The following is a 24,272-nucleotide window of genomic DNA, read 5'->3' as shown; positions in this document are numbered from 1 at the left end:
CCAGCGCCCGCGCCGGCCCTGTGTGTTTTCGTGCCCTGGCCTTCACGGGCCCACCCCGCCCCACACCGGTCCGGCATAGAGTGGGGCGCGGATGGGTTGCCTGCCCGCCGTCCGGGGCCTCATGCAGGGGAAGTCCGTGACGGGTCCGCCTGTTCACTGGCGTCATCGCCCCCTGCCTGCCCCCGGGCGCCGTCGAACTTCGAGGAGAACGGATGTCGCGTTTCACATCGCTGGCCGCACTTGTCGTGCTCACCTGCCCCGTGCTGGGGCTCGCGAAGCCGAACGCGGACGACCGGGCCCGCGAGTACGCGGCCGAGGCCGTCAAGGCCGCCAACTCGCCACGCGGCGGCGCCGCGCTCCTGCGCATGCACGCGCTGGTGGATGACGTGGAGGACCTCACCCCGCTGGTGAGCACCTACCAGCAGATTGCCTCGCGCCGTACTTCTGACGCGAACACGCGTACCACCGCGCAGATCTTGCTCATGGACGCGGAGCGCTCGCGCGGCCGGATGGTGCGCGCCAACGAGGTCCGCCAGTGGCTGGGCTTCGTCAACGACTACTACGTCGTGGGCGGCTTCGAGAACGAGGGCAAGGCCGGCTGCGACACGGACTTCGGTCCGGAGGCCGCCAACCTGGACCTCACCGCGCGCTACCCCGGCGCCAAGGGCCACGAGGCCACCTGGCGCAAGCTGTCCGTCACGTCCGCGGATGGCTACGTGGACCTGGCCACCGCGGTGCGCCCCAACAAGGAGTCCGTGGCGTACGCGCTCACCTGGCTGGAGGTGCCGCAGGACACGCGCGTGCCGCTGGCCTTGGGAACCTCCGGCGGCTACCGCCTGTGGGTGAACGGGCAGCTCGCGTCCAAGGAGGACCGCTACAACCTGCCGCGCCCGGACCAGACGCGCGTGTCGGTGAAGCTCAAGAAGGGCCTCAACCGCGTGCTGGTGAAGGTGTGCCAGGAGTCCGGCCCGCTGGGCTTCTACCTGCGCTCGGAGTCCGCGTCCGCCCGCGCCTCGCTGCCCGCCAAGGCCCCCGCCCTGGAGCGCATGCCCGCGCCCGCGCCGCAGCCCCTGCCCACGCTGACCTCCTCGCTGCGCGCGCTGGTGGAGAAGAACCCGGACGACGCCCAGCTTCGCGGCGACTACGCCCAGGTGCTGTCCTTCTTCCGCGCGTATGACGAGCGCGAGCACACCGCCAGCGCCGAGGCCGCGCTCGCGGCGGAGACCGCCCCCAGCGACGCGCGCCTCCAGGTCCTGGCCGCCAACACCCAGACGGACGACCTCAACGAGCGCCGCCGCTTCCTGGAGGCCGCCGTGAAGGCGGACCCCACCTACGCCCCCGCGCGCCTGGCGCTGGCGGACCATGAGCTGGACCGCGGTCACCCGGAGCGCGTGCAGCCGCTGCTCGCCCCCCTCATGGAGGTGGAGGACGGCCGCAACGTGCCGGGCGCGCGCCTCCTGCTCGCCCGCGCGGCGGAGGCCCTGGGCGAGCGCGCCCGGGCGCACGCGCTGATTGAAGAGGCCTTCCGCCAGCAGCCGCGCGTGCCCCGCGTGGTGCGCGTGGCCGCCGCGGCGTCCCGTCAGCTGGGCCGCGCGCAGGAGGCCATGGACCGCATGCGCGTGGTGCTGGCGCTGCGCTACGACGACGCCAACACCCGCCGCCAGCTGGCCTCCATGCTCGCGGACGCGGGCAAGGTGGACGCCGCCGAGCGCGAGTACGCGAAGCTCACCGACCTGAACCCCTTCGACAACGGCAGCCGCGTGCGGCTGGCGGAGCTCAAGGCCGCCAACGGCGCCGTGGAGGAGGCCACCGCCCTCTTCACGGAGGCCAAGGCGCTCTCCCCGGACGAGCCGGAGGTCTACGAGCGCGAGGGCCGCGCGCTGCTCGCCGCCGGTCAGCGCGAGCCCGCCCTGGCCGCCTTCGAGAAGTCGCTGCAGCTGCGCCCGCAGAACCCCGGCCTCAAGGAGGCCCTGCGCACGCTCAAGGGTGAGTCCGAGAGCGCGGGCACCCAGTACCTGGTGGACGCGAAGCCCCTGTCCAAGGAGGCCGAGGGCTACATGAACGAGGACGCCCTCTACCTCGTCGACAACACCTACGTGCGCGTGCAGAAGAGCGGCCTGTCCAGCCGCATGCAGCAGATGGTGGTGCGCGTGTACAACCAGCGCGGCGTGGATGCGTTCCGCAGCATTCCGGTGACGTACTCGCCGGACCGCCAGGAGGTGCGCGTGCTGCGCGCCCGCGTGACGAAGCCGGACGGCTCCGTGGTGGACAGCTACGGCGACGCGGACCGCAACATCAACGAGCCGTGGACGGGCATGTACTACGACGCCCGCGCGCGCATCCTGTCGTTCCCGTCGCTCTCCGCCGGTGACACGCTGGAGCTCACCTACCGCCTGGACGACACCGCGCAGGACAACCTCTTGTCCGACTACTGGGGCGACGTGGAGAGCGTGCAGGGCACCTACCCGAAGGTGCGCTTCCAGTACGTCGTGGACATGCCCAAGGAGCGGCCGCTGTACTGGAACAAGAGCCGCCTGGCCGGCGTGGACCAGCAGCAGGAGTCGCCCGAGTCCGGCCGCACCGTGTACCGCTTCGGCGCGAAGCACGTCTCCAAGGTGGTGCCGGAGCCGGGCATGCCGGGCTGGGCGGAGGTCGCCCAGAACCTGCACATCTCCACGTACAAGACGTGGGACCAGGTGGGCCACTACTGGTGGGGCCTGGTGCGTGACCAGCTCCAGCCCAACGCGGAGCTGAAGACCACCGTGGACCAGGTGCTCACCGGCGTGGACCGCAAGGACCAGCTGGCCGTGGTGCGCGCCATCTACTCCTTCGTCGTCACCAACACCCGCTACGTGGCGCTGGAGTTCGGCATCCACGGCTTCAAGCCGTACCGCGTGGACCGCGTGCTCGCGCGCCGCTTCGGCGACTGCAAGGACAAGGCGAGCCTCATCCACTCCATGCTGAAGGTGGCGGGCGTGGACAGCCGGCTGGTGCTCCTGCGCATGCGCAACCTGGGCGCGCTGGACGCGGAGCCCGCGTCGCTGGCGGCCTTCAACCACGCCATCGCGTACGTGCCGAAGTTCGACCTGTACCTGGACGGCACGGCGGAGTTCCACGGCGCCAAGGAGCTGCCTTCCGCGGACCGCGTGGCCAACGTGCTGGTGGTGGACCCCAACGGGACGAGCAACTTCCTCACCACGCCGGAGGCGAAGGCGGAGGACAACAAGACGACGCTGGCCATGGACGTGGCGCTGCGGCCGGACGGCGGCGCGGACGTGAAGGGCCAGAGCAGCGTGTCCGGCCAGTCCGCGCCGGACTACCGCCGCGCCTACCGCCCGGAGTCCACGCGCAAGTCCACCTTCGAGCGCGCCTGGGCGCAGAGCTTCCCCGGCCTCACCGTGCGCGAGGTGAAGCTCAGCGACACCACCCGCCTGGATGACGACGTGACGCTGGACTTCAACATGGGCATCCCGCGCTACGCGGAGGTGCTGCCCGGCGGCAGCCTGCGCTTCCTGCCCTTCGGCACGGGGCGCACCTACCAGCAGGCCTACGCGTCGCTCGCCGAGCGCCGCTTCGACCTGGTGATGCAGAGCCCCTGGGTGAACACCTTCAAGCTGCGCTACACGCTGCCCGGCGGCTACACCGTGGCGGACATGCCACAGGCGGTGGAGGAGACCACGAAGTTCGGCCGCGTGAAGCTCAGCTACCGCGTGGAGAACGGCGCGCTCGTCGCGGACGGTGAAGTGGCCCTCTCCGTCGCCCGCATCAAGGCGGACGAATACCCCCAGTTCCGCGAGTTCCTGGGCCGGGTGGACCGCGCCTTCGGCCGCCGCATCCTGCTGCAGGGGCCGGGGCAGAAGACGGCTTCGCGGTAATCGCGGACACTCGCGACGCCTGCCTGGTGTCGCATCAGCACGGAGGGCTTGACCCGGACGCGGCCCTCCGTGCTTAAGCAGAGGCATGCACCCTGTACGCGCGCTCGTCCTTGGCTGCCTGCTGGTGGCGACGGCCGCCACCGCCTCCCCTGTCGTCCAGCTTCCCGAAGGCGCGCGGGCGGTGGAGGTCATCCCCAAGGGCGTGCTGTGCGGCCCCGTGCGCGGCGGCTGGGTGCTGGAGGGCCGCACGCTCAAGCCCCCCACGCGCGCGGATGACTCCAACCGCACGCTGGAGCTGAAGGTCGCCGCGGACGAGGCCTCCTGCGCCACGACCACGGAAACCGTGGTGGTGGTGGCCACCGGCCCCTTCCCGCGCATCGACAGCGCCTCCACCACGTTCTACCCGGACGACGGACGGCTGGAGCTCAAAGGCACCGGCCTGAAGAACGTGGCCATCGCCTGGTCCGGGACGCCCCGGGGCGTGGATCCGAAGACGGCCTCGCTGGACGGCCAGGACTTCTGCCTGGAGCCCAACGCCCCCAACGAGTGCGCCGTCCCGCTGACGCCCGGCCTGCCCACGGACGCGGTGCTGTCGTGGATCCCCGCCTACGGCCGCAGGGGCGCGGACGTGGCCACGTACGACGCCAACGGGCGCTTCCTGGACGACGAGTACTTCCGCCTGCGCCCCGGCCGCACCGTGCTCACGCGGCCCCTGGTGCAGTCCTCCGGCGTGGACCTGTCCAAGGGCCCCGGCTACGCGGCGGTGACGCACTCGGAGGCCATCGCGTCCGTGGACTGCGGCACCGCGCGCTGCGAGGTGACCGAGGGCGCCGTGTCCATCCGCAACGTGCCGGGACTGAACCCCACGGTGAGCCTGCGCCTGCGGCTGGTGCCGCGCGTGTTCTTCGCGAAGGGGGACGCGCTGGAGACCTCCTTCTCGGAGACACTGCCCGTGCTCGCGTGCCCCATCTCCGCGGTGGAGGGCACGGTGCTGCGCGACGCGGAGAACTCCGGGCTGGTGATGCGCCTGGACGCGTCCTGCGCGCACGACCCGCGCGGCCTGCTGTGGACGGTGAACGGCGCGCGCGTGCGGGTGGAGCGCGTGGTGAAGGCACAGGACGGCACGTACGTGCTCCTGCGCACCAGCGGAACCAACGAGCCCCAGGTCGTCGTCACCGCCATCACGTCGCGCGTGGACGGCACGGTGGTGGCGTCCGAGACGGCGGACACGCAGGCCGCGCCCGTCCCCCGCGCGACCCTGGAGCTGCCCGGCCACGGCGCCATCGACTTCGTGCCCACCAACCGCCCCGCGGAGGTGACGGTGGCGTCCAACGGCGGCCTGGGCCGCTTCGTGCTGCGCCCGCTGGGCGGGGCCTACACCGTGGCGGTGCGCGAGTCCGCCACGCTCATCCAGGGCGAGGCGACCTCCGGCGGCTTCGTGTCGCTGCGCTTCGGCTACCGGCTGCCCACGCTGCCGGCGGAGCTGGCCACGTCCGACCTGTTCCTCACCGACGAGCGCGTGCAGCGCGCGGTGCGTGAGGCCAGCGTGCCCACCAACGTGGAGAACCTGGTGGAGCTCATCTGCGCGGACAAGGAGGGCAACGACGAGAGGCTCTCCCCCAGCCGTCCGCACCGGCTGGAGTACGCCATGCGCAACACCTGCCGCGTCGTCGTCCACCGCGAGCGCCTCACGCCGGAGGAGGGCAACCAGGAGATCACCCTGCGCATCACCGTGACGAAGTCCGACAACTCCGTCCGGGGCGAGAGCAGCGTGGATCAGCGCCTGTTCCTGCGGCCCAAGGGTGAGATGCGCGTCATCCCCGTGCAGGGCAACCTGGGCCAGTACGACCGCATCCTCGTGCAGGTGGCGCACGTCGCGGACGAGTCCCGCTACGCCCTCTCCACGGTGGACCGTACGGGCCTGCCGTCCGCGCAGTGGACCGCCATCGTGCGCGGCGGCATGTTCCGCCTCTACACCATGGCCACCATCCCCGCGGGCCTCTACCGCGCGACGCAGCCCACGGGACAGCTGGCCATCAACTTCGGCGTGCTGTCGCGCCTGGCGCTGCTCAACAACGAGGGCCAGGAGCGCCTGCTGGGCATCGAGATGGGCCTGATGGGCCTGGGCCTGGTGCCGCAGTCCGGGGACATCCAGTTCCCGCCCACGCTCGCGGCCGTGCTGGGCCTGGGCCTGCGGGTGCCCATCGGTCCGGGCGCGGCTGTGGGCGCGCAGGCGTGGATTGCCCGCGAGTTCCGGGGCGACATCACCCGGCGCACCAACGGAGACCCCACCACCGACACCGTGGTGCCCTCCAGCAAGTGGTCCTTCATCTTCGGACCCAGCATCTCCGTGGGCAACGTGGGCTTCAATCTCTGACGCCCACGCCGCGCCCCGGCGGCTACTTCCCGAGCAGCGCCTTCAGGAACCGCCGCACCTCCGGCGGCCCCTCCAGGCGGTACGCCGCGCGCGTGTGCTTGTTGCCCGCGTGCACGGTGATGCCACCCGGGGGCACCGCCGCGAAGAGGTCCTCGTCGGTGACGTCGTCGCCCAGGGCCACCACGCGCACGTCCGGCGCCTCGTCCTTCAGCACCTCCGGCACCACGCGGCCCTTGTTGACGCCCTTGGGCCGCACCTCCACCACCCGGTCTCCGGGCAGGATGTTCATGGGCTCCTCGGAGAACTTCTCGAAGAGCAGCAGGCGCAGCTCGCGCGCCTGGAGCGCGCCGAACTCCGCGTCCACCTTGCGGTAGTGCCACGCGAGCGACGCCGTCTTCTCCTCCACGAACGAGCCCGTCACCCGCGCCGCGAACGCGTCCAGCACGGGCTTCACCTTCGGCTTCCACTCGAAGGACACGCCCGGCAGCGCCTGCCACGGCTGGCCCCGCCGCATGCGCGACCACAGGCCGTGCTCCGCGTGCAGCCCCACGGGCAGCTCGCCGAACCACGCGTCCAACGTCTCGCGCGGGCGGCCGCTCACGATGTGCACGGACAGGTCCGGCCGGGCGCTCAGCTCCCGCAGCAGCGTCATCAACTCTTCATCCGGCGCGGCCATCTCCGGCGTGGGAGCGAAGCCCACGAGCGTGCCGTCGTAGTCCAGGAGCAGCACCTTGCGGCCCGGCCCCTTCAGCTTGTCCACGGCGAGCATGCCGTCCGGCAGCGGCGGCTTCTCCGCCACTGACGGCAGCCCCTGGAGCCGGTCCAGGAAGCTGGCCACCCACCAGTGCACGTCCCGCGTCTTCACGCCCGCGCGCAGGCAGCGCATGCGCTCCTTTCGCTCGGGCCCGGGCATCTCCAGCGCCTGTTCGATGGCGTCCGCCATGCCCTCCACGTCGTAGGGGTTCACCAGCAGCGCGTCGCGCATCTCCGCCGCCGCGCCCGCGAACTCGCTGAGCACCAGCACGCCGTCCTCGTCCGGGCGGGCCGCGCAGAACTCCTTGGCCACCAGGTTCATGCCGTCGCGCACGGGCGTCACCAGCATCACGTCCGCGCCGCGGTAGAGGCTCACCAGCTGCTTCTCGTTGAGCGAGCGGTAGAGGTAGTGCACGGGCGTGCTGTGCACGGTGCCGTAGAGGCCGTTGATGCGGCCCACCAGCTCGTCCACCGTCTCGCGGTATTCAGCGTAGGCCTGCACCTGCGTGCGGCTGGGCACCGCCACCTGGATGAAGCGCAGGCGCCCGCGCAGGGACGGCTCCCGCTCCAGCACGCGCTGCACCGCGAGCAGGCGCCGGGGAATGCCCTTGGTGTAGTCCAGCCGGTCGATGCCCACGAGCAGCCGCTCGCCGTGGGCGCGCTCCTTCAGCGTCTTCACCTCGTCCATCACCGCGGGCTCGTTCGCCAGCGTCTCGAAGGCGGTGGCGTCGATGCCCATGGGGAAGGCGCCCACGCGCACCTCGCGCCCCTGGAAGAGGACGCGGTCGATGTCCGTGTCCAGCCCCAGGTGCCGCAGCAGCGTGCCGGAGAAGTGCCGCACGTAGCTCACCGCGTGGAAGCCGATGAGGTCCGCGCCCAAGAGGCCCCTGAGCAGCTCTCCGCGCCGGGGCAGCGTGCTGAAGATTTCGGACGACGGGAACGGGATGTGGTGGAAGTAGCCGATGCGCGCGTGCGGCAGGCGCTGGCGCAGCATCCCGGGCACCAGCATGAGCTGGTAGTCATGCACCCAGATGGTGTCGCCCGGCTGGTAGTGCTTCGCGGCCAGGTCGGCGAAGCGCTCGTTCGCCTTGCGGTAGGCGTCCCAGTCCCGGTCCTGCCGGGGGACGCGGTCCAGCATGTAGTGACACAGCGGCCAGAGCACCCGGTTGGAGTAGCCCTCGTAGAAGCGGCTGACCTCGCTGGCGGACAGGTACAGCGGCACGCAGCGCAGGTCCGCCAGCTGCTTCTCCACCTGCGCGCGCTGGGCGTCCGTCAGCCGGGAGACATCCCCGGGCCAGCCGATCCACAGGCCTCCGGAGCGCTCGTGCGGGCGGCTGAGCCCGGTGGCGAGCCCCCCGGCGCTGCGCACCACGGAGACGGAATCCTTCTCCGCCTTGACGGTGACGGGAAGACGGTTCGAAACGAGCAGGAGTCGAGCCATAGACCCACTAGCTCTATTCACCCCCTCCGGGAATGGCTACCACCTTGTGCGCCTGGCTGACGTTTGAGGGCCCCTGGCCCGCCCGTGCCCAGCCGAGCCGGACCAGCAACGCGGGCTCCCGCCCCGCCTTCCAGATGAAGGCGTCCAGCACGTAGTGCGTGGCCTGCGGCAGCGCAAGCAGCGGCACCACGAGCGCCAGCACATCCGTCTCCAGGACAGGTCCACTGTCGCCGAACAACACCGGGCGGTCGTGCCACACCAGCACGTCCCACAACCCCTCCTCCACGAGCGCCAGTCCCGCGAGGAACAGCAGGAAGCCCGGCAGCCCCGCGCGCAGGAGCACGCCCATGTCGCCGAAGCCCCCTTCCGCGTGGCGCCCGCGTGCATAGCGGAACAAGAGCGCGAAGTACGGCACGCCGTGCAGCACCACGTTCATCACCGTGAACGCGAAGTCGTCCCGCGCGAGCACGATGCCGCCGAACCACGCCACCCACGTGGCCACCACCAGCAGCACCTTGCCGGCCTGTACGCCCTCGCCCCGCGCGATGCGCGAGAGCTGGAAGCCCGCCCACAGCGTGAGCACCGCCGCGTGCGCGCCCAGCGCCGCGGTGCCCATCCACCGCGGGAGGCCGGAGAGGAAGTCGTTCTCCACGAACCACCAGAAGGCGCGGGGCAGGTTCGCGTGCCACCACACGACGGGGCCCAGCGTGGCGGCGTAGACGGCCGCGGCGTCCAGGCGCCGCTCGAAGGCGGACGCGCGCGCCTTGCGGTCGTAGAGCGCCACCCAGCCGTACTGCTGGCGGATGAAATGAAACAGCGCCACGTACGCGAACAGACTCCAGAACGCGCCGGGAGACGCCATGTACGCGAAGACGCCCGCCGTATACGCGGCGAGCGGCGCGCCCACGTAGAGGCCCGGGCGGCGCGACACCTCCTCGCCGTCCAGGTACGTGCGGAACAGCGTGGACCAGACGTGCGCCACGTCCACGCCCACCACGAACAGGAGCCACGCCCACGCGGGCGTGTCCCCCACCGCCCCCAGCCACGGCGCGGCCAGCACGAAGGCCACGGACACGAGCGCGCTGCCGGTGAACACGGTGAGGTCCACGCCACGGCCGAACAGCCAGGCCTGCGCGGGCGAGAGGAGACGGGGCATCGGGACCGGGAGACTACCAGTTGGACCTCCATGCGGGTTTCCACATGGGTCCGCCAGCACCGGACTCTTTCTGCCTGATCAGAAAATGCGGCTGACAACGGCGGTGGCGGACAGCCGCCGTGAAATCTTCCTGAGACAAAGGGGTGGCTCAAAGACAACAACCCGACACGTGAGACTAACTTGCAAGGTTTTCCTTTCCGGGCGTTATCATGACTGAAGACACACAGACGCAGGGCTGACCGCGGAGGCTTTCATGTCCGGAATGTCGATGATGAATGGACTGGTTCACACCGCCGACCTCGAGTGGAAGCCGCTCGGCCCTGGAACGTCCTACCGCCTGCTGCGCGTGAGCGCGGAGACGGGCGTGTGGAGCGCCATCCTGAAGATGGAGAAGGGCGCTGTCTTCGCGCCGCACAAGCACCTGGACCCGGCGGAGATCTTCATCCTCTCCGGCTCGACGCAGGACCGCCTGGGCATCACCCGCGCGGGTGACTACGAGTTCGAGCCGCTGGGCGCCGAGCACCCCGCCACCACCGCGCTGGAGGAGTCGCTCGTGCACTTCACCGCGCACGGCCCCATCGCGTTCCACGACGACAAGGGCCGCATCGTGATGCTGCTCGACTCGGAGTTCTTCCTGAAGGCTCAGGAGCAGGAGCCGCAGTACAGCGTCAAGAAGGCCGCCTGACGCACGACCGCGGTGCTGTGTTTCATACGTCGGGTGTCTGACTTTGACACCCGACGTCAGGGTTGGCGGCCAGACGTCAGGCCGCCTCCAGCAGACGCAGGAAGGCCCTGGCCGCGTCCGCGTCGCTGATGTTCTGGAGCCCCTCGCTCACCTGAAGCTCCGTGGACACGACGCCGGGCACGCGCGTCTGCCCGAAGCCTCCCGCCACCCAGACGCGGTCCTCGCGCGCGATGCGGTCGCGCTGGCGGTTGTACGCCTGGGGTGAGCCGCGCAGGAACACGTGGAACATGTTCGTCTGCACGGGCTGCGGCAGCACGGTGACGCGCGGGTCCGCCGCGATGAGCGTGGTGAGGGCCTTCGCCCGCTTCACGTAGCCGGGGATGGCGGTCAGCGCCGCGTCGAAGCGCATGGCGGCGGAGGCCACCAGCGGGGCCAGGTGGAACAGGTTGCCGCCGTGCCGGTGGCGCCACACGCGCGACTCCTTGATGAAGTCGCGGCTGCCCACCAGCATCGCGCCGCCGATACCGCCCACCATCTTGTAGAAGGACACGTAGACGGAGTCGAAGCCCTTGCAGATGTCCGCGTAGGAGCGGCCGTAGAAGGGCTGGCTCTCCCACAGCCGCGCGCCGTCCATGTGCAGCTTCACCTTCTTGTCGCGGCAGGTGCGCTTGAGCTCCTGGAGCTGCTCCCACGTCTGGAGCTGCCCGCCCAGCCAGCGCACCGGCAGCTCCACGCTGACGCTCCCCAGTGTGTCGGGGGACCTCGTCACGTCCTCCGCCAGCAGCGGCCGCGTCCACGGCCCCAGGTTCACCGTGCGCAGTTGGTGCAGCACGGAGTAGGCGTCGTCCTCATGCAGCACGTGGTGTGACGACGGGTGCACGCCCACCGTGCGCACGTTGCTTGAGTCCGCGTAGATGCGCAGCGCGATGAGCTGCGCCATGGTGCCCGTGGGCATGAAGCACGCGTCCTCGAAGCCCAGCAGGTCCGCGAGCTTCTTCTCGAAGGCCTGCACGAAGTCGCCGTTGCCGTAGAAGTCACTGGTCAGCTTCTGGCGCTGCATCCACTCGCCAATGCGCACGTACTCCGCGCCATCGTCGGACGTGGAGGTCACCGGCAGCGACGCGGTGCAGCCCTTGCGCAGCTGCTCATATTCGGCCGCGGAAGGCGCCGGTGCGCCCGGCTTGGGCGCCGCGGCGTTCGCGTTCGCCGCGGGGACACCTTGAAGTCCCGGCGACTTGGTGGTGCGCAGGGACGGCGTGCCCCCGTCCGGAGCCGCCTCGCCCCGGGTCGGAAACAGCGTGGAGCCCGCGAGCAGGCTGGTGAGTCCGAGGAACTCCGCCCGGCTGAAGCGACTGTCCTTCATGTGCCCTTCCCTCCCGCTTCCGGTGGCTACAACCAACTGGCGCTCTTGAGCCCCATTCCCGCCAGGGCCCGCTCCGCGGCCTGCACGCCGAACCAGTTGGCCTCCTCGAAGAGGGCCATGCCGCCCAGGTCCGTGTGCGCGAAGTGCAGGTGCCGCCCCAGGCTCTGTTGCGCGGCGCGGCGAGCCTCGCCCCAGATGAAGCCGGGCTGGGGCCGCACCATGGCGTGGCCCCAGCGCTGCACCTCCAGCCGCTGCGCGAGCGCGCCCACCCCGGGGTGCGCAGGCAACAGGTCCGCCATCACCAGCGCCTCCCAGTCCCCGTACGTCGCGGAGAGGGCCTGATTGCGCTCCGCCTTCACGTCCGCGCCGGCCATGGGCAGGTACCAGGTGAGCACCGTGGGTCCGCGCGCGTCCTGGCGCAGCGACTGGTGCGTGGCCACCACGTAGCCCAGGCTCCGGCTTTCATAGAGGACGTTGTCCCAGGCCAGCGGGAAGCCCCGCGACGCTGGAGGCGCGGACACCGTCAGGTTGGCCACCACCCACGGGCTGTAGACGAAGGCGTCCATCCACGCGGGGCGCGCCTCACGCCAGGGCGCCACCACGTGCGCGGCGACGAAGCGCGGGCACGCCAGCACCACCTGCCGGGCATGGAAGGCCCGGGGCGCCCCGGTGCGCGCATCCAGCGCGTGCACGCGGCAGCCGTCCTCACCCGGCTCCACCGTGTGCACCAGCACCTGCGTCTCCAACTGACGCGGCCCCAGCGAGGACGCCAGTTGCTTCACCAGCCGGCCGTTGCCCTCGGGCCAGGAGAGGAAGCCGTCGCTGCGCTCCCCCTTCCCGTTCTGCCGCGCGGCGAAGTACCAGATGCCCGCCCAGGCGGAGACATGCTCGGAGGTCGCGCCGTAGTCATCGCGGCACGCGTAGTCCACGAACCACTTCAGCCGGGGCGAGCGGAAGCCCTCCGCCTCCATCCACCGCGCCATGCTCACCGCGTCCAGCGCGGTCCACTCCGCGTCGTCGCTGGAGAGCGCCCCCGGCACCGCGAACGCCTTGCGCCCCTTCGCGTCGCGCGCGGCGGCGAAGGCGTTCATCTTCGTGTCGAAGCGCTCCAGCTCCGCCAGGTCCTCGGGGCTCGCGCCCGCGCGCAGGTACAGCCCTTCGTACCAGTGGCCCCGGTAGAAGACGCGCTCGTCGGGCTCCTGGATGAGCAGCTCCTCCGCGAACGACGGGTGGCCTTCCGCGTCCACGCCGGTGACGGCGTCCATCTCTCGCAGGAGCCGCATCACCGGCCCTTTGTCCTCCAGGGGGGATGGCAGGTAGTGCGCGCCCCACGGGAACGCGGACACGGCGTTGCGGCCGGAACGGGACGTGCCCCCGGCCTCCGTCTCCAGCTCCACCACGCGCACGTCCTTCACGCCCGCGGCGGACAGGCGCCACGCGGCGGACAGCCCGGCCGCGCCCGCGCCGACAATCAACACGCCCACCGGCTCGAAGTCCCGAGCGCGCGGCAGCGGCCCTGTGCGCAACTTGTGGCCGGTGTCCACCGCCCGGTCCACGATGGCGCCCGGCACCGGCGCGCGAGCGGCCTGCCGCGTACAGGCGCTCGCCACGGAGGCGCCCAGGAACGCGGCCACCAGCTCGCGCCGCGTCAGTTCCACCGGCGCCACTCCTCTTCGTAGTAGTGCACCAGCACTTGGTTGTTCAGCCGGTTCACCTCCGCCGGCAGCGGGGACATGTCCGGGGAGAAGCGCGTGAGCCCCTCCAGCGTGTCCTCGTCCAGGAACACCAGCCCCTCCGGCAGCGCGCGGTGGCGGCCGGCCGGCTCCTGCGCCACCAGCACGTAGCCCCACTCACCGAAGGACGGCACCAGCGCGTGATACGGCTGCGTCCAGAAGCCCGCCGCCTTCAGCGTGGTCTCCACGCACCAGAACGAGCGCCGCGCGAACAGGGGGCTGGTGCTCTGGATGACCGCCACGCCGCCCGGCGCCAGGCGCTTCTTCAGAATCTTGTAGAAGCCCGTCGTGTACAGCTTCCCCAGCGCGAAGTTGTTGGGGTCCGGGAAGTCCACGATGACGACGTCCCAGGCGTTGGCGCCCTCCGTCAGGAACTGCATGGCGTCCGTGTTGATGACGCGCATCTTCGGGTGCGTCAGGGCGTGGTGGTTGAGCGCCGCCAGCTCCGGGTAGTTCATGGCGAGCCCGGTGATGGCCGGGTCCAGGTCCACCAGCGTGACGGACTTCACCTCCGGATACTTCAGCACCTCGCGCGCCGCGAGCCCGTCCCCGCCGCCCAGGATGAGCACGTGCTCCACCTTCCGCGCGCGCACCATGGCCGGGTGCACCAGGGACTCGTGGTAGCGGTACTCGTCGATGCTGGCGAACTGGAGGTTGCCATTGAGGAACAGCGAGAAGCCCCGCTTGCCGCGCGTGACGATGATGCGCTGGTAGGGGGAGCTCGTGGCGTGGACGACGTCGTCCGCGTAGAGCTGGTCCTCGTAGAACGTGGTGAGCCGGTCCCCCAGCGCGAAGCACACCAGCAGCCCCGCGCACAGCGCCACCGCCTTGACGCGCAGGCGCACGGGGTTGGCCAGGACGGGCGCGAGCAACCACGTGCTCCACAACCCCACGCCCGCGTTGAGCAGGCCGAAGAGCAGCGACGTGCGCACCAGCCCCAGCTTCGGCACCAGCAACAGCGGGAAGGCCACGCTGGCCGCGAGCGCGCCCAGGTAGTCGAACGTCAGCACTTGGCTGACCAGGTCCTTGAACTTGAGCTGGTCCTGCAGGATGCGCAGCAGGAGGGGAATCTCCAGCCCCACCAGCGTGCCGATGACGAGCACGCTGCCATACAGCACCACGGGGAACACGCTGGTGAGCGTGAAGGTGAGGAACAGCATCGGCGCGCACAGGCCGCCGACCAGGGCCACGGCCAGCTCTATCTCCACGAAGCGCTGGGCCACCCCGCGCTCCACGAAGCGCGACAGGTAGCTGCCAATGCCCATGGCGAAGAGGTAGCCGCCAATGACGGTGGAGAACTGGGTGATGCTGTCCCCCAGCAGGTAGCTGGCGAGCGTCCCGACGATGAGCTCGTAGATGAGCCCGCACGTCGCGATGACGAGGACGGTGAGGAAGAGCAGCGTCTTGTTCAAAGCGTCACGTGTTTCAGCCGCTGATGGCCGCCGCGATGATGATGGCCAGGCCCAGGATGAACGAGCCGATGACGATGCCCAGCGCGGTGTTCTGGTCGACCTCGATCTCCTTGTGCACGTCGTACGGCAGGATGAGGCGGATGACGTAGAAGCCGGCCACGAACACCACCAGGCCGATGAGCGAATAGATGACGCTCGCCAGCACTCCCTGCAGGGTGACCACCACTCCGAGCAACAGCATCACTTGCCTCCCATGAATCCACCGGTCCACAGCAGCACGCCGCCGGGACCGCGCTTCACGTCGCCGGTCACCCGCCCGCGCTCCTCGTCACTGAATGGGGCCCACCCCGTATAGGTGGCCCACGCGTACGCCACGAGCACCAGTCCGCCCAGGTACTTCATCGTCCACCTCCCTGCCCGCTCACAGGTTGCTTTCCTTCCAGCGCTCGGTCTCGAAGCCGTTGGCGAAGAAGAACGACAGCGCCGGAATCACCAGCAGCAGCACCAGCGCGATGACGAACCAGCTCTCGTTGGGCGTGTCGTGCGTGAGCACCACCTGGTAGCTGAGCACCGGCCCCAACTGGGGCCCCGTGAGCTTCAGGTTCGGGTCGAACGACGTGGTCGTCCGCAGCACGTACTTGCCCTTGGGCAGGGATGACAGGAACACGCTGCCGTTCTGGCTGCCCTCGCTCCAGGAGCCATCGCTGTCGCGCCCGTGGTAGTAGCTCACCTCTTCGTAGAAGCTCACCACGTCCTGCGTGTCCTGGTTCACCAGGTCGCCCTGCACGCCCACCCAGGCGTTGTTGAGCGACTGCGACATGTGGATCTCCGCCCGCACGTTGCCGTCACGCACGAGCTCGAAGGGCTCGCTGAAGTGCATGGCGTCCGGGGAGCCGGAGGTCGCGGTCCGGGGCAGCGTCACCTGCAGGTCCAGCACCCGCGCGTTGAGCGCGCGCGCATGGAGCACGCCTGCCAGGACGAACAGGCCCAGCAGCCACACCGCGGACCAGCGCAGCGTGCGCATCATCGACTCGCGGCGCAGGTTGGGCTGGCTGGGCGCGATGCCCCGGGGCCTGGGCAGCGGCTCCTTCAGCTTGAACGCGGCGCGCACCGTCTCCGGGGAGAGGTACTCGCCATGCGTGTAGGTGACCTCGTTGTCGGTGGCGTCCTCGTTCACCGAGTACGGCGGCGCGACGTACTCCGTGGCACGCGCCTTCTCGCCCTGGAAGACCTTCCAGTAGAACTCGCCCACCACCGCGTCGGTGACGGCGGTGACGGACTGGAAGGCCTTGTAGCGGCGGCGCTCGTAGAAGGCGGACACCTGCGGCACGACGCTGACGTCACCGGCGGCCATGGGCGTCAGGAACACCCAGTGGCCGTTGGACTCCATCAGCCAGGTGAAGCCGCGCGCCGCGTTGTAGAGCAGGTACTCCATCCACGGGTAGCGCGTGCCCTCCACCACGCACGAGCGCTCCTGGTAGCCGATGCAGAGCCACTCCGTGCCGTCGAGCGTGCCCTTCTGGCCCAGTTGGAGGGCCGCCGGCAGCTCCGGCTTCTGGAGCAGCTTGAGGAAGGCCAGCTTGCCCTGCGCCACGCTCATCAGCGCGCCGCAGTACGGGCACGCCACGCGCAGCGTCTGGTCCGGCGCGCGCAATTCCAGCGGGCCGTTGCAGTTGGTGCAGCGCGCCTGCTGGAGCTGGGCCTTGCGCACGCGGGGGCGCATTTCGCCCGCGGGGATGCCCAACTGCTTGAGCTCCAGCCGCTGCCCCAGGAAGACCTCCGGGTCGCGGTCGCGCGTGCCGAAGTCCAGCGTGACGAACAGGCCGCGCGGGCCGGTGGCGTCCACGTAGTAGCTGTCCGCGGTCGGGTCCACGTCGCTGGGGAGCTGCCCCTCCGCGGCGACGACGCGCCCGTGGCCGCGCTCCTCCACCACCAGCGGGCGGTTGCGCAGGCGCAGGCGGTCGCCGGGGTGCAGGTGCTCCAGCTCGATGCCCTCCTCCACGCCCGCGTCGGAGAGCAAGTGGAAGGCGCCCTCGGACTCGCTGAGCCAGCCGGTGCGCCCGTCGGACATCTCCACGTACCACTCGTCCCAGGGGCCGGCGCCGTGGTCCTTCTGGAGGTGCCCGACGATTTGATACGCGGTGCCGTTGACGCGGCCCTCCAGCCCCAGGCGCAGCGGAGAGTCCGTCTCCACGATGCGGGACACCTTGCCGTGGTCCTCCAGCTCCGCGCCCACGCGGGCCACCATCGTCTGGCAGTGGCCGCACACCACGACCTGCGCCGACCCGGCGGAGAACTCCACGCTCGCGCCACACGACGGACACGCCCCCTGCGTCACGCCTCCACCCCTCTCGACAGCTCGCGCACACGGCACGACGTGGCGCCCAGGTGCTTCGCCGCCAGCGCGTCGAAGTCCGGACGCGCGCGGGTGCGGCAGCAGTAGACGTTGAGCGCCGCGAAGCCATGCTCCGGGAAGGTGTGGATGGCCAGGTGGCTTTCGGCCAGGAGCGCCAGGCCGGTGACGCCGCCGGGCTCCGGGAAGACGTGCCACTGCGGCTGGCCCACGACCTTCAGGTCCATCAAGACGACCAGCTCCTCGAAGAGCGCCGCCAGCGCGGCCGCGTCCTTGAGCCGCTCCGGCGCGCAGCCGCTCGCGTCAACCAGCCATTCCTGTCCGGTTGTCACAGGGGAAACCTCCGGGAGTGGAGACCCTCTTTAACACGCTGGAGCCGGGTCGAAAGCCGCTAGGATGCGCGCCCCATGCGCACCCGATTCCTGACTGCTGGACTCCTCTGCCTCGCCCTGACCGCGTGCTCCAAGGACAAGGAGCAGCCGCCCGCGGCGAAGGCCCCCTCCAACTCCGCGCCGGCCACCCGCACGGTGAGCCTGCAGACAGACGCGGCCTCCGCGAAGGGCTTCCAGAAGAAGGCCCTGGAGGGCCAGGACCTCTGGGCCACGATGGAGACGAGCGAGGGCACCATCGTGATCAAGCTCTTCTCCAAGGACGCGCCCAAGACGGTGGCGAACTTCGTGGGCCTGGCCACCGGCGAGCAGCCGTGGATCAACCCCAAGACGGGGGAGCGCGAGGAGGGCAAGCCGCTCTACGACGGCGTCCTCTTCCACCGCGTCATCCCGGACTTCATGATCCAGGGCGGCGACCCCACGGGCACCGGCCGGGGCGACCCGGGCTACCGCTTCGGGGACGAGTTCCAGAGCAACCGGGACTTCGACAAGGAGGGCCTGCTGGCCATGGCCAACGCGGGTCCGGGCACCAACGGCAGCCAGTTCTTCATCACCACGTCCAAGCCGCAGTTCCTCAAGGGCAAGCACACCATCTTCGGTGAGACGGTGAAGGGCTACGACGTGGTGCAGAAGATCGCCGGCGTGGAGCGCAACCGGGCGGACCGGCCGTTCACGGACGTGAGCATCAAGCACATCACCATCAGCGACACGCAGCCGTGAGCCTCCGCCCGCGCCACGTGCGCACGAAGCTGGGAGAGCTGAACTGCCACGTGGTGGACGCGCTCCCCGAGGGCGCGGTGCCGGAGCTGGTGGTGCTGTTGAGCCACGGCTTCGGCGCGCCGGGCACGGACCTGGTGGCGCTGGCGCCGGAGCTGATGATGGCCGCGCCCCGCCTGGCGCAGGGCGTGCGGTTCGTCTTTCCGGAGGCCCTGCTGTCGCTGGACGCGCTGGGCATGCCCGGAGGCCGCGCGTGGTTTGAAATCCCCATGGCCATCCTGATGGGCCAGGGACGGGACTGGTCGCAGTACTCCCAGACCGTGCCGCCGGGGATGCCCGCCGCGCGCCGGGCGCTGATGAGCGTGGTGGCGGCGCTCCAGGTGCCCCTGAGCCGCGTGGTGCTGGGTGGCTTCAGCCAGGGCGCGATGATGTCCACGGACGTGGCGCTGCGGCTGGAGGAGTGCCCCGCCGGCCTGTGTCTGTTGTCCGGGGCCATGGTCGCCGGGAAGGAATGGGAGCCCAAGGTCCAAGGCCGTCCGTCCCTGCCGGTGTTCCAGGGACATGGCCGGCAGGATCCGGTGTTGCCCTTCCAGGAGGGCGAGCGCCTGCGCGACCTGCTGACGGGCGCGGGGCTGCCGGTGGAGTTCCTGCCGTTCGACGGTGGGCACACCATCATCACGGAGGAGCTGGAGCAACTGGCGGCATTCCTCGTGAAGCGGCTGGACGGGCGCTGAAGCCGCGGGACGGAGGTCTGGGGTGTATCAGGCGAAGGAGCTGACGGTGTCCACGCGGGGCCGGGGCCTGGTGGACATCACCGGTGAGGTGCAGCGGGCAGTGAAGGGCACGGGCATCCGCGAGGGCCTGTGCACGGTGTTCCTGCACCACACCAGCGCGTCGCTGATCATTGGTGAGAACGCGGACCCCGTCGTCCAGCGCGACCTGGAGGCGTTCTTCTCCCGGCTGGTGAAGGACGGGGACCCGCTGTTCCAGCACGACGCGGAGGGGCCGGACGACATGCCGGCGCACGTGCGCACGGTGCTGACGCAGCTGTCCCTGAGCATCCCGGTGAAGGACGGCGAGGCGGACCTGGGCACATGGCAGGGCGTCTACGTCTGGGAGCACCGCACGTCACCGCACCGCCGCCGCGTCACGGTGTCCGTGCTGGGCGGCTAGAGGTCGCGGACGGTGGCGACGACGGGGGCGCCCTTGCGGCGCTTCTTCGGCGCCTCGTGGGCCTGGCCCCGGATGCGCACCCAGGTGCCGGGGTCGTCCGGCATCGCGTGGACCATGGACCAGCCGGTGGGCACTTCCGGCGTCGTCCACCCGTAAAGGGCCCGCGCGTCCTTGGGGGCCAGGTTGATGCAGCCGTGGCTCACGGGCTCGCCGAAGCGGTCGTGCCAGTAGGCGGTGTGCAGCGCGAAGTCGCCCTCGAAGAACATGGTCCACGGCACGGTGGCCACGCGGTAGCTGGCCTTGCCCATGCTGCCCGTCATGTCCGCTTCCGCGAACTTCACCCAGATGCGGAAGAGGCCTTCCGGCGTGTCGGTGCCGGGTTTGCCGGAGGAGATGAGCGTGGCGTAGACGGGGCGGTCGCCCTCGTAGGCGATGAGTGTCTGGGCCTCCAGGTCCACGTCCAGCCAGCGCGCGCCGGGCTCCACGATGGACGGTGAGGCCAGAGACCACGCGACGTGCAGGTCGTCGCGCGCCACCCAGTGGTCTTCCGCGATGCGGACCCACTGGCCGTCGGGGGACAGCTCACGCACGGAGACGAGCGTGCGCGGCGGAAGGGTCGTCTCTCGCTCCGCTTTCGCGTCCGGGGCCTTGCGCACCACCACGTCGGTGCGGGGAGCGGTGCGGGATTGGGCCCAGCCGAAGGGCATGGGCAGGGACGCGAGCGCCTCCGCGTCCAGGCCGCTGAAGTCGGAGGGGCGGTGTTCGCGCAGCACGCGCGCTTCGAAGTACTGGCCGTCGGAGGTGCGCCAGAAGGTGCGCCGGCCGACCTTCACCTGGCCCAGGAGCTTCACGGTGACGGAGCCCTTGAGCAGCACGCCCTGCTTCCTGCGGCGGGCGAGCGCGAGGCTCGGATAGGCGCGCACGCGGTGGCCCACGACGCGCGCGTAGACGCCGGGGGTGAGCGCACCCTCCTCTACTCGGGGCAGCGGGCGGACGCGGGGCTCACGGAAATTCTGTTCCAGGTAGCGCTCGCAGACCCAGCCACGCGGTTGCAGTTGCACCCAGTCGCAGTCCGGGCCACGCATCGCGCCCTGCCACTTCACGCGCATGTCCTGGGCCACGGTGCCCAGCGAGGGCGAGTCCTGCCGGGGCTCGGAGCGCACCGCGATGGAGCGACGCACACGCAGCGAGCCCGCGTCCGGTGCGTATGGGATGGCGTAGGGCTCCATGCCCGCGTCGACGTCCGTGAGCGGTGCTTCCGCGACCGCTTCCTCGTCACCGTCAGCACCCGTGATGGTCGTGGGCTCCGGGGTATCGGTCCCTGCGTTGGCGACAGTGCTCCCGCCGTCCAGGTCCTGCTCGAGAGCATCTGGAGCTGTCGCGGTGACCTCGTCGTCCGCGTCAATCAACGGCTCACCGTCCGGCCCCAGTTCCAGCACGGGGACCTCGGACTCGGTGATGACCTGGGGCTCCTCTTCGCCCGGTAGGGCTTCGGTGTTCGCGCCGACGGAGATGGATTGCGCCAGCGACACCGAGAGCGCACTGCCCGCGTCCTCCGGATCCTCCATGACGCCCAGCAGGGCGGGAGCGGCGGCATGAGTAACGCCACCGTCAGACGGCTCGGGCGCGGTGGCCTGCCATGCGGAATGCAGCGCCTGCGCGGACTCCTCTGGCGCGGCCGCTCCATCAAGCGCGGAGGCCTGCGCCGTCACGGCCGGCGCGACGTGGGCCTCGGGCGCGGGGGCCTGCGCCGTCACGGCCGGCACGGCCTCCACCCCGGGCGCGGGGGCCTGCGCCGCCACGGTGCCCGCGTCCACCGGAACGGCGGGAACGGGGGGCTCCACCGGAGCGCACGCGAAGAACAACAGGGGGAGTCCGAGGGGGAGCCAGCGACGGCGCATACAGACCGCAACGCTACGGGTCCCCGCTGACATCCTCAACGTCGGCCCAGGTGCGATCTCCTGCGCGCGGAAGCGCGTGGGTGGGCAGGCCTTGCGCCCTGAACGGCGATTGCCACGAACGGCGGAAAGACGCCTCCGCGGATCAGCTCCGCCCCTCCGTGGGCGGAATTCCTTCGGGCGTCTCCTGCGCCTCCAGGAGCTTGTAGAGCGTCTTGCGGTCCACGCCCAACAGGCGCGCGGCTTCGCTCTTGTTGCCGCCCACGTGCTGGAGCACGTGCGCCGCGTAACGCCTGGACAGCTCCGCGAGGGGCGGCAGGTCCCCCGCGAGCCCCGTCAGCCGCTTGGGCGCGTCACCGATGGGCTCCGGGAAGTCCGGCGGCCCCAGCACGCCCGTCACGTTCAGCGCGAGCGCCCGCGCCATCACGTTCTCCAACTGCCGCACGTTGCCCGGCCAGTCGTACACCGTGAGCCGCGCCATCGCGTCCGCCGTCACCACCGGCCGCACCCCGCCCCGCGCGTGCAGCGACGCGAAGTGCTCCACCAGCGCCGGGATGTCCTCGCGCCGCTCACGCAACGGCGGCAGGTGCAGGTGCACCACGTCCAGCCGGTACAGCAGGTCCTCGCGGAACAGCCCCTCCGCCACCCGCGCCTTCAAGTCCTTGTTCGTCGCCGCCAGCACCCGCACGTCCACCTTCACCGGGACGCTCTCGCCCACGCGGCGGATCTCCCCCTCCTGGAGCACGCGCAGGAGCTGCGACTGGACCTTCATCCCCACGTCGCCAATCTCGTCCAGGAACAGCGTGCCGCCGTTGGCCTCCTCGAACAGGCCGCGCCGGGCGCCCGACGCCCCCGTGAAGCTGCCCTTCGCGTGGCCGAACAGCTCGCTCTCCATCAGCGACTCGGTGATGGCGCCGCAGTCCACCGGGATGAACGGCCCGGACGTGCGCGCCGAGCGCTTGTGCAGCGCCCGCGCCACCATCTCCTTGCCCGTGCCTGTCTCACCCGTAATCAGCACCGGCACGTTGCTGGTCGCCGCGCGGGCCACCTGCTTGTAGACCTCCAGCAGCGCCTGGCTGCGGCCCACCAGCGACGTGCGCTCCACCTGCTTGCGCAGCGTGCGGTTCTCCTCCACCAGCCGCTTCTGCTCCAGCGCGCGCTTCGCCACCCGCATGATGGCGTCCACGTCGAACGGCTTGGACAGGTAGTCGAAGGCGCCCTGCTGGATGCTGTCCAGCGCGCCCTCGATGTTGCCGAACGCCGTCACGACAATCACCGGCGTGTCCGGCAGGTTCTGCTTCACCAGCTGGAGCACCTTCAGGCCGTCGCCCGGGTCGGGCATGGCCATGTCCGTGAGCACCAGGTCGAAGGACTGCTCACCCATCCGCTCCGCCGCGCCCCTGGGGTCCGGCGCCTGCGTCACCGGGCCCAGCACGCCCAGGAGGCGCTGGAGCAGGTCGCGCGCATGCGGATCATCATCGACGACGAGGATTCGGGCTGAGCTCATGAGGCCTTGCGGATGGAGGGGGCGTCGCGCTGCGCCCCGGACTCCACCACAAGCGGCGCCGGAGTGCGCGCCACACGTGCGAACCGCACGCGGATCCGCGTGCCCTTGCCCTCTTCTGAATGCACCGTGAGCGTGCCGCCGTGCGCCTCCACCACGCGCCGGGTGGTCGCCAGCCCCAGGCCGTGCCCGGGAATGCCCCGCACCTCCGCGGCCCGGAAGAACGGCTGGAAGAGCGACGCCTGCGTCGCCGCGCTCATCCCCAGCCCGTTGTCCGTCACCTCCACCACCGCGTCCGCGCCCTCCGTCGCCACCCGCACCTTCACGCGCGGATCCGGCCGCCCCGCCGTGTACTTCACCGCGTTGGACAAGAGGTTGCGCGCCACCACCTGGAGCAGCTGCGCCGGACAATCCACCAGCACGCCCGGCTCCAGCTCGCGCTCCAGCGACACGCCCAGCGCCGTCGCCGTCTGGCTCACCTCCAGCAGGAGCGTGCTCACCGCCGTGTCCAGCTCCCCCATCGTCCCGTCGCCCCGGGTGCCCGCGCGGCAGAAGCGCAGCAGCGCTTCAATGAGCTCGCCCATGCGCACCGCGCTGGACTCGCACTGCGAAATCATCTCCAGCGCGCCCGGGTCCTTCACCGCGCCGGAGCGCCGGATGAGCGTCAGGTAACCCTTGAGCGGGGACAGCGGGCCCATCAGGTCGTGCGCCACGCGCCGGGTGAACGCATCCAGCTCCTGGTTGTGCCGCCCCAGCTCCTCCAGCTGCCCCTGGATGGTGGCGTCCTGGCGCTTGAGCAGGGAGATGATGTGCCAGCCCACCAGCATGGACAGCAGGATGGCCAGGAGCGTGGTGGCCGCGCCCAGGGCCGTGTTGCGCACCCGGAGCGTGCCCAGCCGCCCCACCAGCACGCGCGCGTCGGACGCGTTCTCCGTGGCCAACTGTCCCGCCAGCTGGTCCACCTCCGCCGCCAGGGGGCGGATGCTCTCCACCAGGTGGCGCCGGGCGCGCTCCGCGTCGCGCTGCCGTGAGAACACCGCCGCCGCGCGCACCTGATCCGCCAGCCCCTGGCACGCGCCGTTGAAGCGCAGCCAGATCTCCTTCTCGCCGGGCGGCAGGTGGCGCATGTACGCCTCCGAGGACTGGCGGATGCTGCCCAGGATGTCCTCCATCACCGCGTCGGCTTCCTTGCGCTCGGCGTCGCCGCTGGAGCGCACGTGGGCCTCGATGGCGGACTCCAGCGACATCACGTCCACGCGGATGCGGCCGATGAGGCTCGCGCGCTCCAGGGCCTCCAGCACCAGCGCGTCCACCTGACGCCCGGTGCGCACCTCCGTCAAGAGCATGAAGCCGATGACGCCCGACAAGAGCATCACCACGAAGAAGAAACCCGCGCGGTATCCACGGATGGGGGTCCGCGAGTTCATCGCCACGGGGACGCTC

General features: G+C 70.7%; 18 protein-coding genes. 6 read left to right on the top strand and 12 right to left on the bottom strand.

Features of this window, described 5'->3' with window-relative positions; translation table 11 throughout:
• Nucleotides 1-212: 212 nt before the first annotated feature.
• Entirely contained in the window at nucleotides 213-3,875 is a 3,663-nt protein-coding gene (locus tag ACX114_RS05795) for a DUF3857 domain-containing protein (RefSeq protein ID WP_459295527.1), read from the top strand.
• Between the two features lie 85 nt (nucleotides 3,876-3,960).
• On the top strand, nucleotides 3,961-6,252 hold the full coding sequence (locus tag ACX114_RS05790; RefSeq protein ID WP_459295525.1) for a hypothetical protein: 2,292 nt from the start codon (nucleotides 3,961-3,963) through the stop codon (nucleotides 6,250-6,252).
• A 22-nt stretch (nucleotides 6,253-6,274) separates the two neighbouring features.
• Here the strand turns inward: ACX114_RS05790 and ACX114_RS05785 are convergent, their stop codons facing one another.
• Together ACX114_RS05785 and ACX114_RS05780 are read right to left on the bottom strand one after the other, a co-directional pair.
• Entirely contained in the window at nucleotides 6,275-8,446 is a 2,172-nt protein-coding gene (locus ACX114_RS05785) for a bifunctional alpha,alpha-trehalose-phosphate synthase (UDP-forming)/trehalose-phosphatase (RefSeq protein ID WP_459295523.1), read from the bottom strand.
• A gap of 13 nt (nucleotides 8,447-8,459) precedes the next feature.
• Entirely contained in the window at nucleotides 8,460-9,602 is a 1,143-nt protein-coding gene (locus ACX114_RS05780; protein WP_459295521.1) for a hypothetical protein, read from the bottom strand.
• Between the two features lie 253 nt (nucleotides 9,603-9,855).
• On the opposite strand from ACX114_RS05780, the gene ACX114_RS05775 reads away from it, so the two are divergent.
• Nucleotides 9,856-10,287 carry a cupin domain-containing protein gene (locus ACX114_RS05775; RefSeq protein ID WP_459295519.1) on the top strand — a complete coding sequence of 144 codons (432 nt, stop codon included), beginning with the start codon at nucleotides 9,856-9,858 and terminating at the stop codon, nucleotides 10,285-10,287.
• Nucleotides 10,288-10,363: 76 nt separating this feature from the next.
• Here ACX114_RS05775 and ACX114_RS05770 read toward each other — a convergent pair whose 3' ends face one another.
• From ACX114_RS05770 to speD, 7 genes are read right to left on the bottom strand one after another with little or no spacing between them, the layout of a single operon-like run.
• Complete coding sequence (locus ACX114_RS05770) at nucleotides 10,364-11,650, bottom strand: threonine aldolase family protein (protein WP_459295517.1); 1,287 nt, start codon at nucleotides 11,648-11,650, stop codon at nucleotides 10,364-10,366.
• Nucleotides 11,651-11,676: 26 nt separating this feature from the next.
• The gene (locus ACX114_RS05765) at nucleotides 11,677-13,308 is read right to left on the bottom strand and encodes an FAD-dependent oxidoreductase (RefSeq protein WP_459295515.1); all 1,632 of its coding nucleotides are present in this window, start codon (nucleotides 13,306-13,308) and stop codon (nucleotides 11,677-11,679) included.
• Nucleotides 13,299-14,795 (bottom strand): polyamine aminopropyltransferase, encoded by a 1,497-nt coding sequence (locus tag ACX114_RS05760; RefSeq protein WP_459295513.1) that lies wholly within the window; start codon nucleotides 14,793-14,795, stop codon nucleotides 13,299-13,301. Before ACX114_RS05760 ends, ACX114_RS05765 begins: the two co-directional genes overlap by 10 nt.
• Nucleotides 14,796-14,808: 13 nt before the next feature.
• Entirely contained in the window at nucleotides 14,809-15,036 is a 228-nt protein-coding gene (locus ACX114_RS05755) for a DUF350 domain-containing protein (protein ID WP_014393984.1), read from the bottom strand.
• The gene (locus tag ACX114_RS05750; RefSeq protein WP_014393983.1) at nucleotides 15,036-15,197 is read right to left on the bottom strand and encodes a hypothetical protein; all 162 of its coding nucleotides are present in this window, start codon (nucleotides 15,195-15,197) and stop codon (nucleotides 15,036-15,038) included. The genes ACX114_RS05755 and ACX114_RS05750 overlap by 1 nt, the downstream gene beginning before the upstream one ends.
• Nucleotides 15,198-15,216: 19 nt before the next feature.
• Entirely contained in the window at nucleotides 15,217-17,133 is a 1,917-nt protein-coding gene (locus tag ACX114_RS05745) for a DUF4178 domain-containing protein (RefSeq protein WP_459295510.1), read from the bottom strand.
• Nucleotides 17,130-17,480 (bottom strand): adenosylmethionine decarboxylase, encoded by a 351-nt coding sequence (gene speD, locus ACX114_RS05740; RefSeq protein WP_120525197.1) that lies wholly within the window; start codon nucleotides 17,478-17,480, stop codon nucleotides 17,130-17,132. The genes ACX114_RS05745 and speD overlap by 4 nt, the downstream gene beginning before the upstream one ends.
• 75 nt (nucleotides 17,481-17,555) lie before the next feature.
• On the opposite strand from speD, the gene ACX114_RS05735 reads away from it, so the two are divergent.
• From ACX114_RS05735 to ACX114_RS05725, 3 genes are read left to right on the top strand one after another with little or no spacing between them, the layout of a single operon-like run.
• Nucleotides 17,556-18,257: a peptidylprolyl isomerase gene (locus tag ACX114_RS05735; protein WP_459295508.1), complete on the top strand. Its 702-nt coding sequence runs from the start codon at nucleotides 17,556-17,558 to the stop codon at nucleotides 18,255-18,257.
• Nucleotides 18,254-18,988, top strand: coding sequence for an alpha/beta hydrolase (locus ACX114_RS05730; RefSeq protein ID WP_459295506.1), 735 nt, complete (start codon nucleotides 18,254-18,256; stop codon nucleotides 18,986-18,988). The genes ACX114_RS05735 and ACX114_RS05730 overlap by 4 nt, the downstream gene beginning before the upstream one ends.
• Before the next feature lie 22 nt (nucleotides 18,989-19,010).
• Entirely contained in the window at nucleotides 19,011-19,427 is a 417-nt protein-coding gene (locus ACX114_RS05725; RefSeq protein WP_206880987.1) for a secondary thiamine-phosphate synthase enzyme YjbQ, read from the top strand.
• Here the strand turns inward: ACX114_RS05725 and ACX114_RS05720 are convergent.
• From ACX114_RS05720 to ACX114_RS05710, 3 genes are all read right to left on the bottom strand, one after another.
• Complete coding sequence (locus ACX114_RS05720) at nucleotides 19,424-21,292, bottom strand: L,D-transpeptidase family protein (protein ID WP_459295503.1); 1,869 nt, start codon at nucleotides 21,290-21,292, stop codon at nucleotides 19,424-19,426. The genes ACX114_RS05725 and ACX114_RS05720 overlap by 4 nt on opposite strands.
• Before the next feature lie 178 nt (nucleotides 21,293-21,470).
• Entirely contained in the window at nucleotides 21,471-22,832 is a 1,362-nt protein-coding gene (locus ACX114_RS05715) for a sigma-54-dependent transcriptional regulator (protein WP_459295501.1), read from the bottom strand.
• Entirely contained in the window at nucleotides 22,829-24,256 is a 1,428-nt protein-coding gene (locus ACX114_RS05710) for a sensor histidine kinase (RefSeq protein WP_459295499.1), read from the bottom strand. Before ACX114_RS05710 ends, ACX114_RS05715 begins: the two co-directional genes overlap by 4 nt.
• Nucleotides 24,257-24,272: the final 16 nt, after the last annotated feature.

Source organism: Corallococcus sp. M7, from assembly GCF_054512695.1.
This window is presented reverse-complemented; position numbering and strand designations above follow the sequence as displayed.

Bases quoted from the DNA above. Each gene is read 5' to 3' on its own strand.
- ACX114_RS05715 (WP_459295501.1), bottom strand. From the start codon at position 22,832: ATGAGCTCAGCCCGAATCCTCGTCGTCGATGATGATCCGCATGCGCGC.
- ACX114_RS05750 (WP_014393983.1), bottom strand. From the start codon at position 15,197: ATGAAGTACCTGGGCGGACTGGTGCTCGTGGCGTACGCGTGGGCCACC.
- ACX114_RS05770 (WP_459295517.1), bottom strand. From the start codon at position 11,650: ATGAAGGACAGTCGCTTCAGCCGGGCGGAGTTCCTCGGACTCACCAGC.
- ACX114_RS05735 (WP_459295508.1), top strand. From the start codon at position 17,556: ATGCGCACCCGATTCCTGACTGCTGGACTCCTCTGCCTCGCCCTGACC.
- ACX114_RS05710 (WP_459295499.1), bottom strand. From the start codon at position 24,256: ATGAACTCGCGGACCCCCATCCGTGGATACCGCGCGGGTTTCTTCTTC.
- ACX114_RS05790 (WP_459295525.1), top strand. From the start codon at position 3,961: ATGCACCCTGTACGCGCGCTCGTCCTTGGCTGCCTGCTGGTGGCGACG.
- ACX114_RS05795 (WP_459295527.1), top strand. From the start codon at position 213: ATGTCGCGTTTCACATCGCTGGCCGCACTTGTCGTGCTCACCTGCCCC.
- ACX114_RS05775 (WP_459295519.1), top strand. From the start codon at position 9,856: ATGTCCGGAATGTCGATGATGAATGGACTGGTTCACACCGCCGACCTC.
- ACX114_RS05785 (WP_459295523.1), bottom strand. From the start codon at position 8,446: ATGGCTCGACTCCTGCTCGTTTCGAACCGTCTTCCCGTCACCGTCAAG.
- ACX114_RS05780 (WP_459295521.1), bottom strand. From the start codon at position 9,602: ATGCCCCGTCTCCTCTCGCCCGCGCAGGCCTGGCTGTTCGGCCGTGGC.
- ACX114_RS05755 (WP_014393984.1), bottom strand. From the start codon at position 15,036: ATGCTGTTGCTCGGAGTGGTGGTCACCCTGCAGGGAGTGCTGGCGAGC.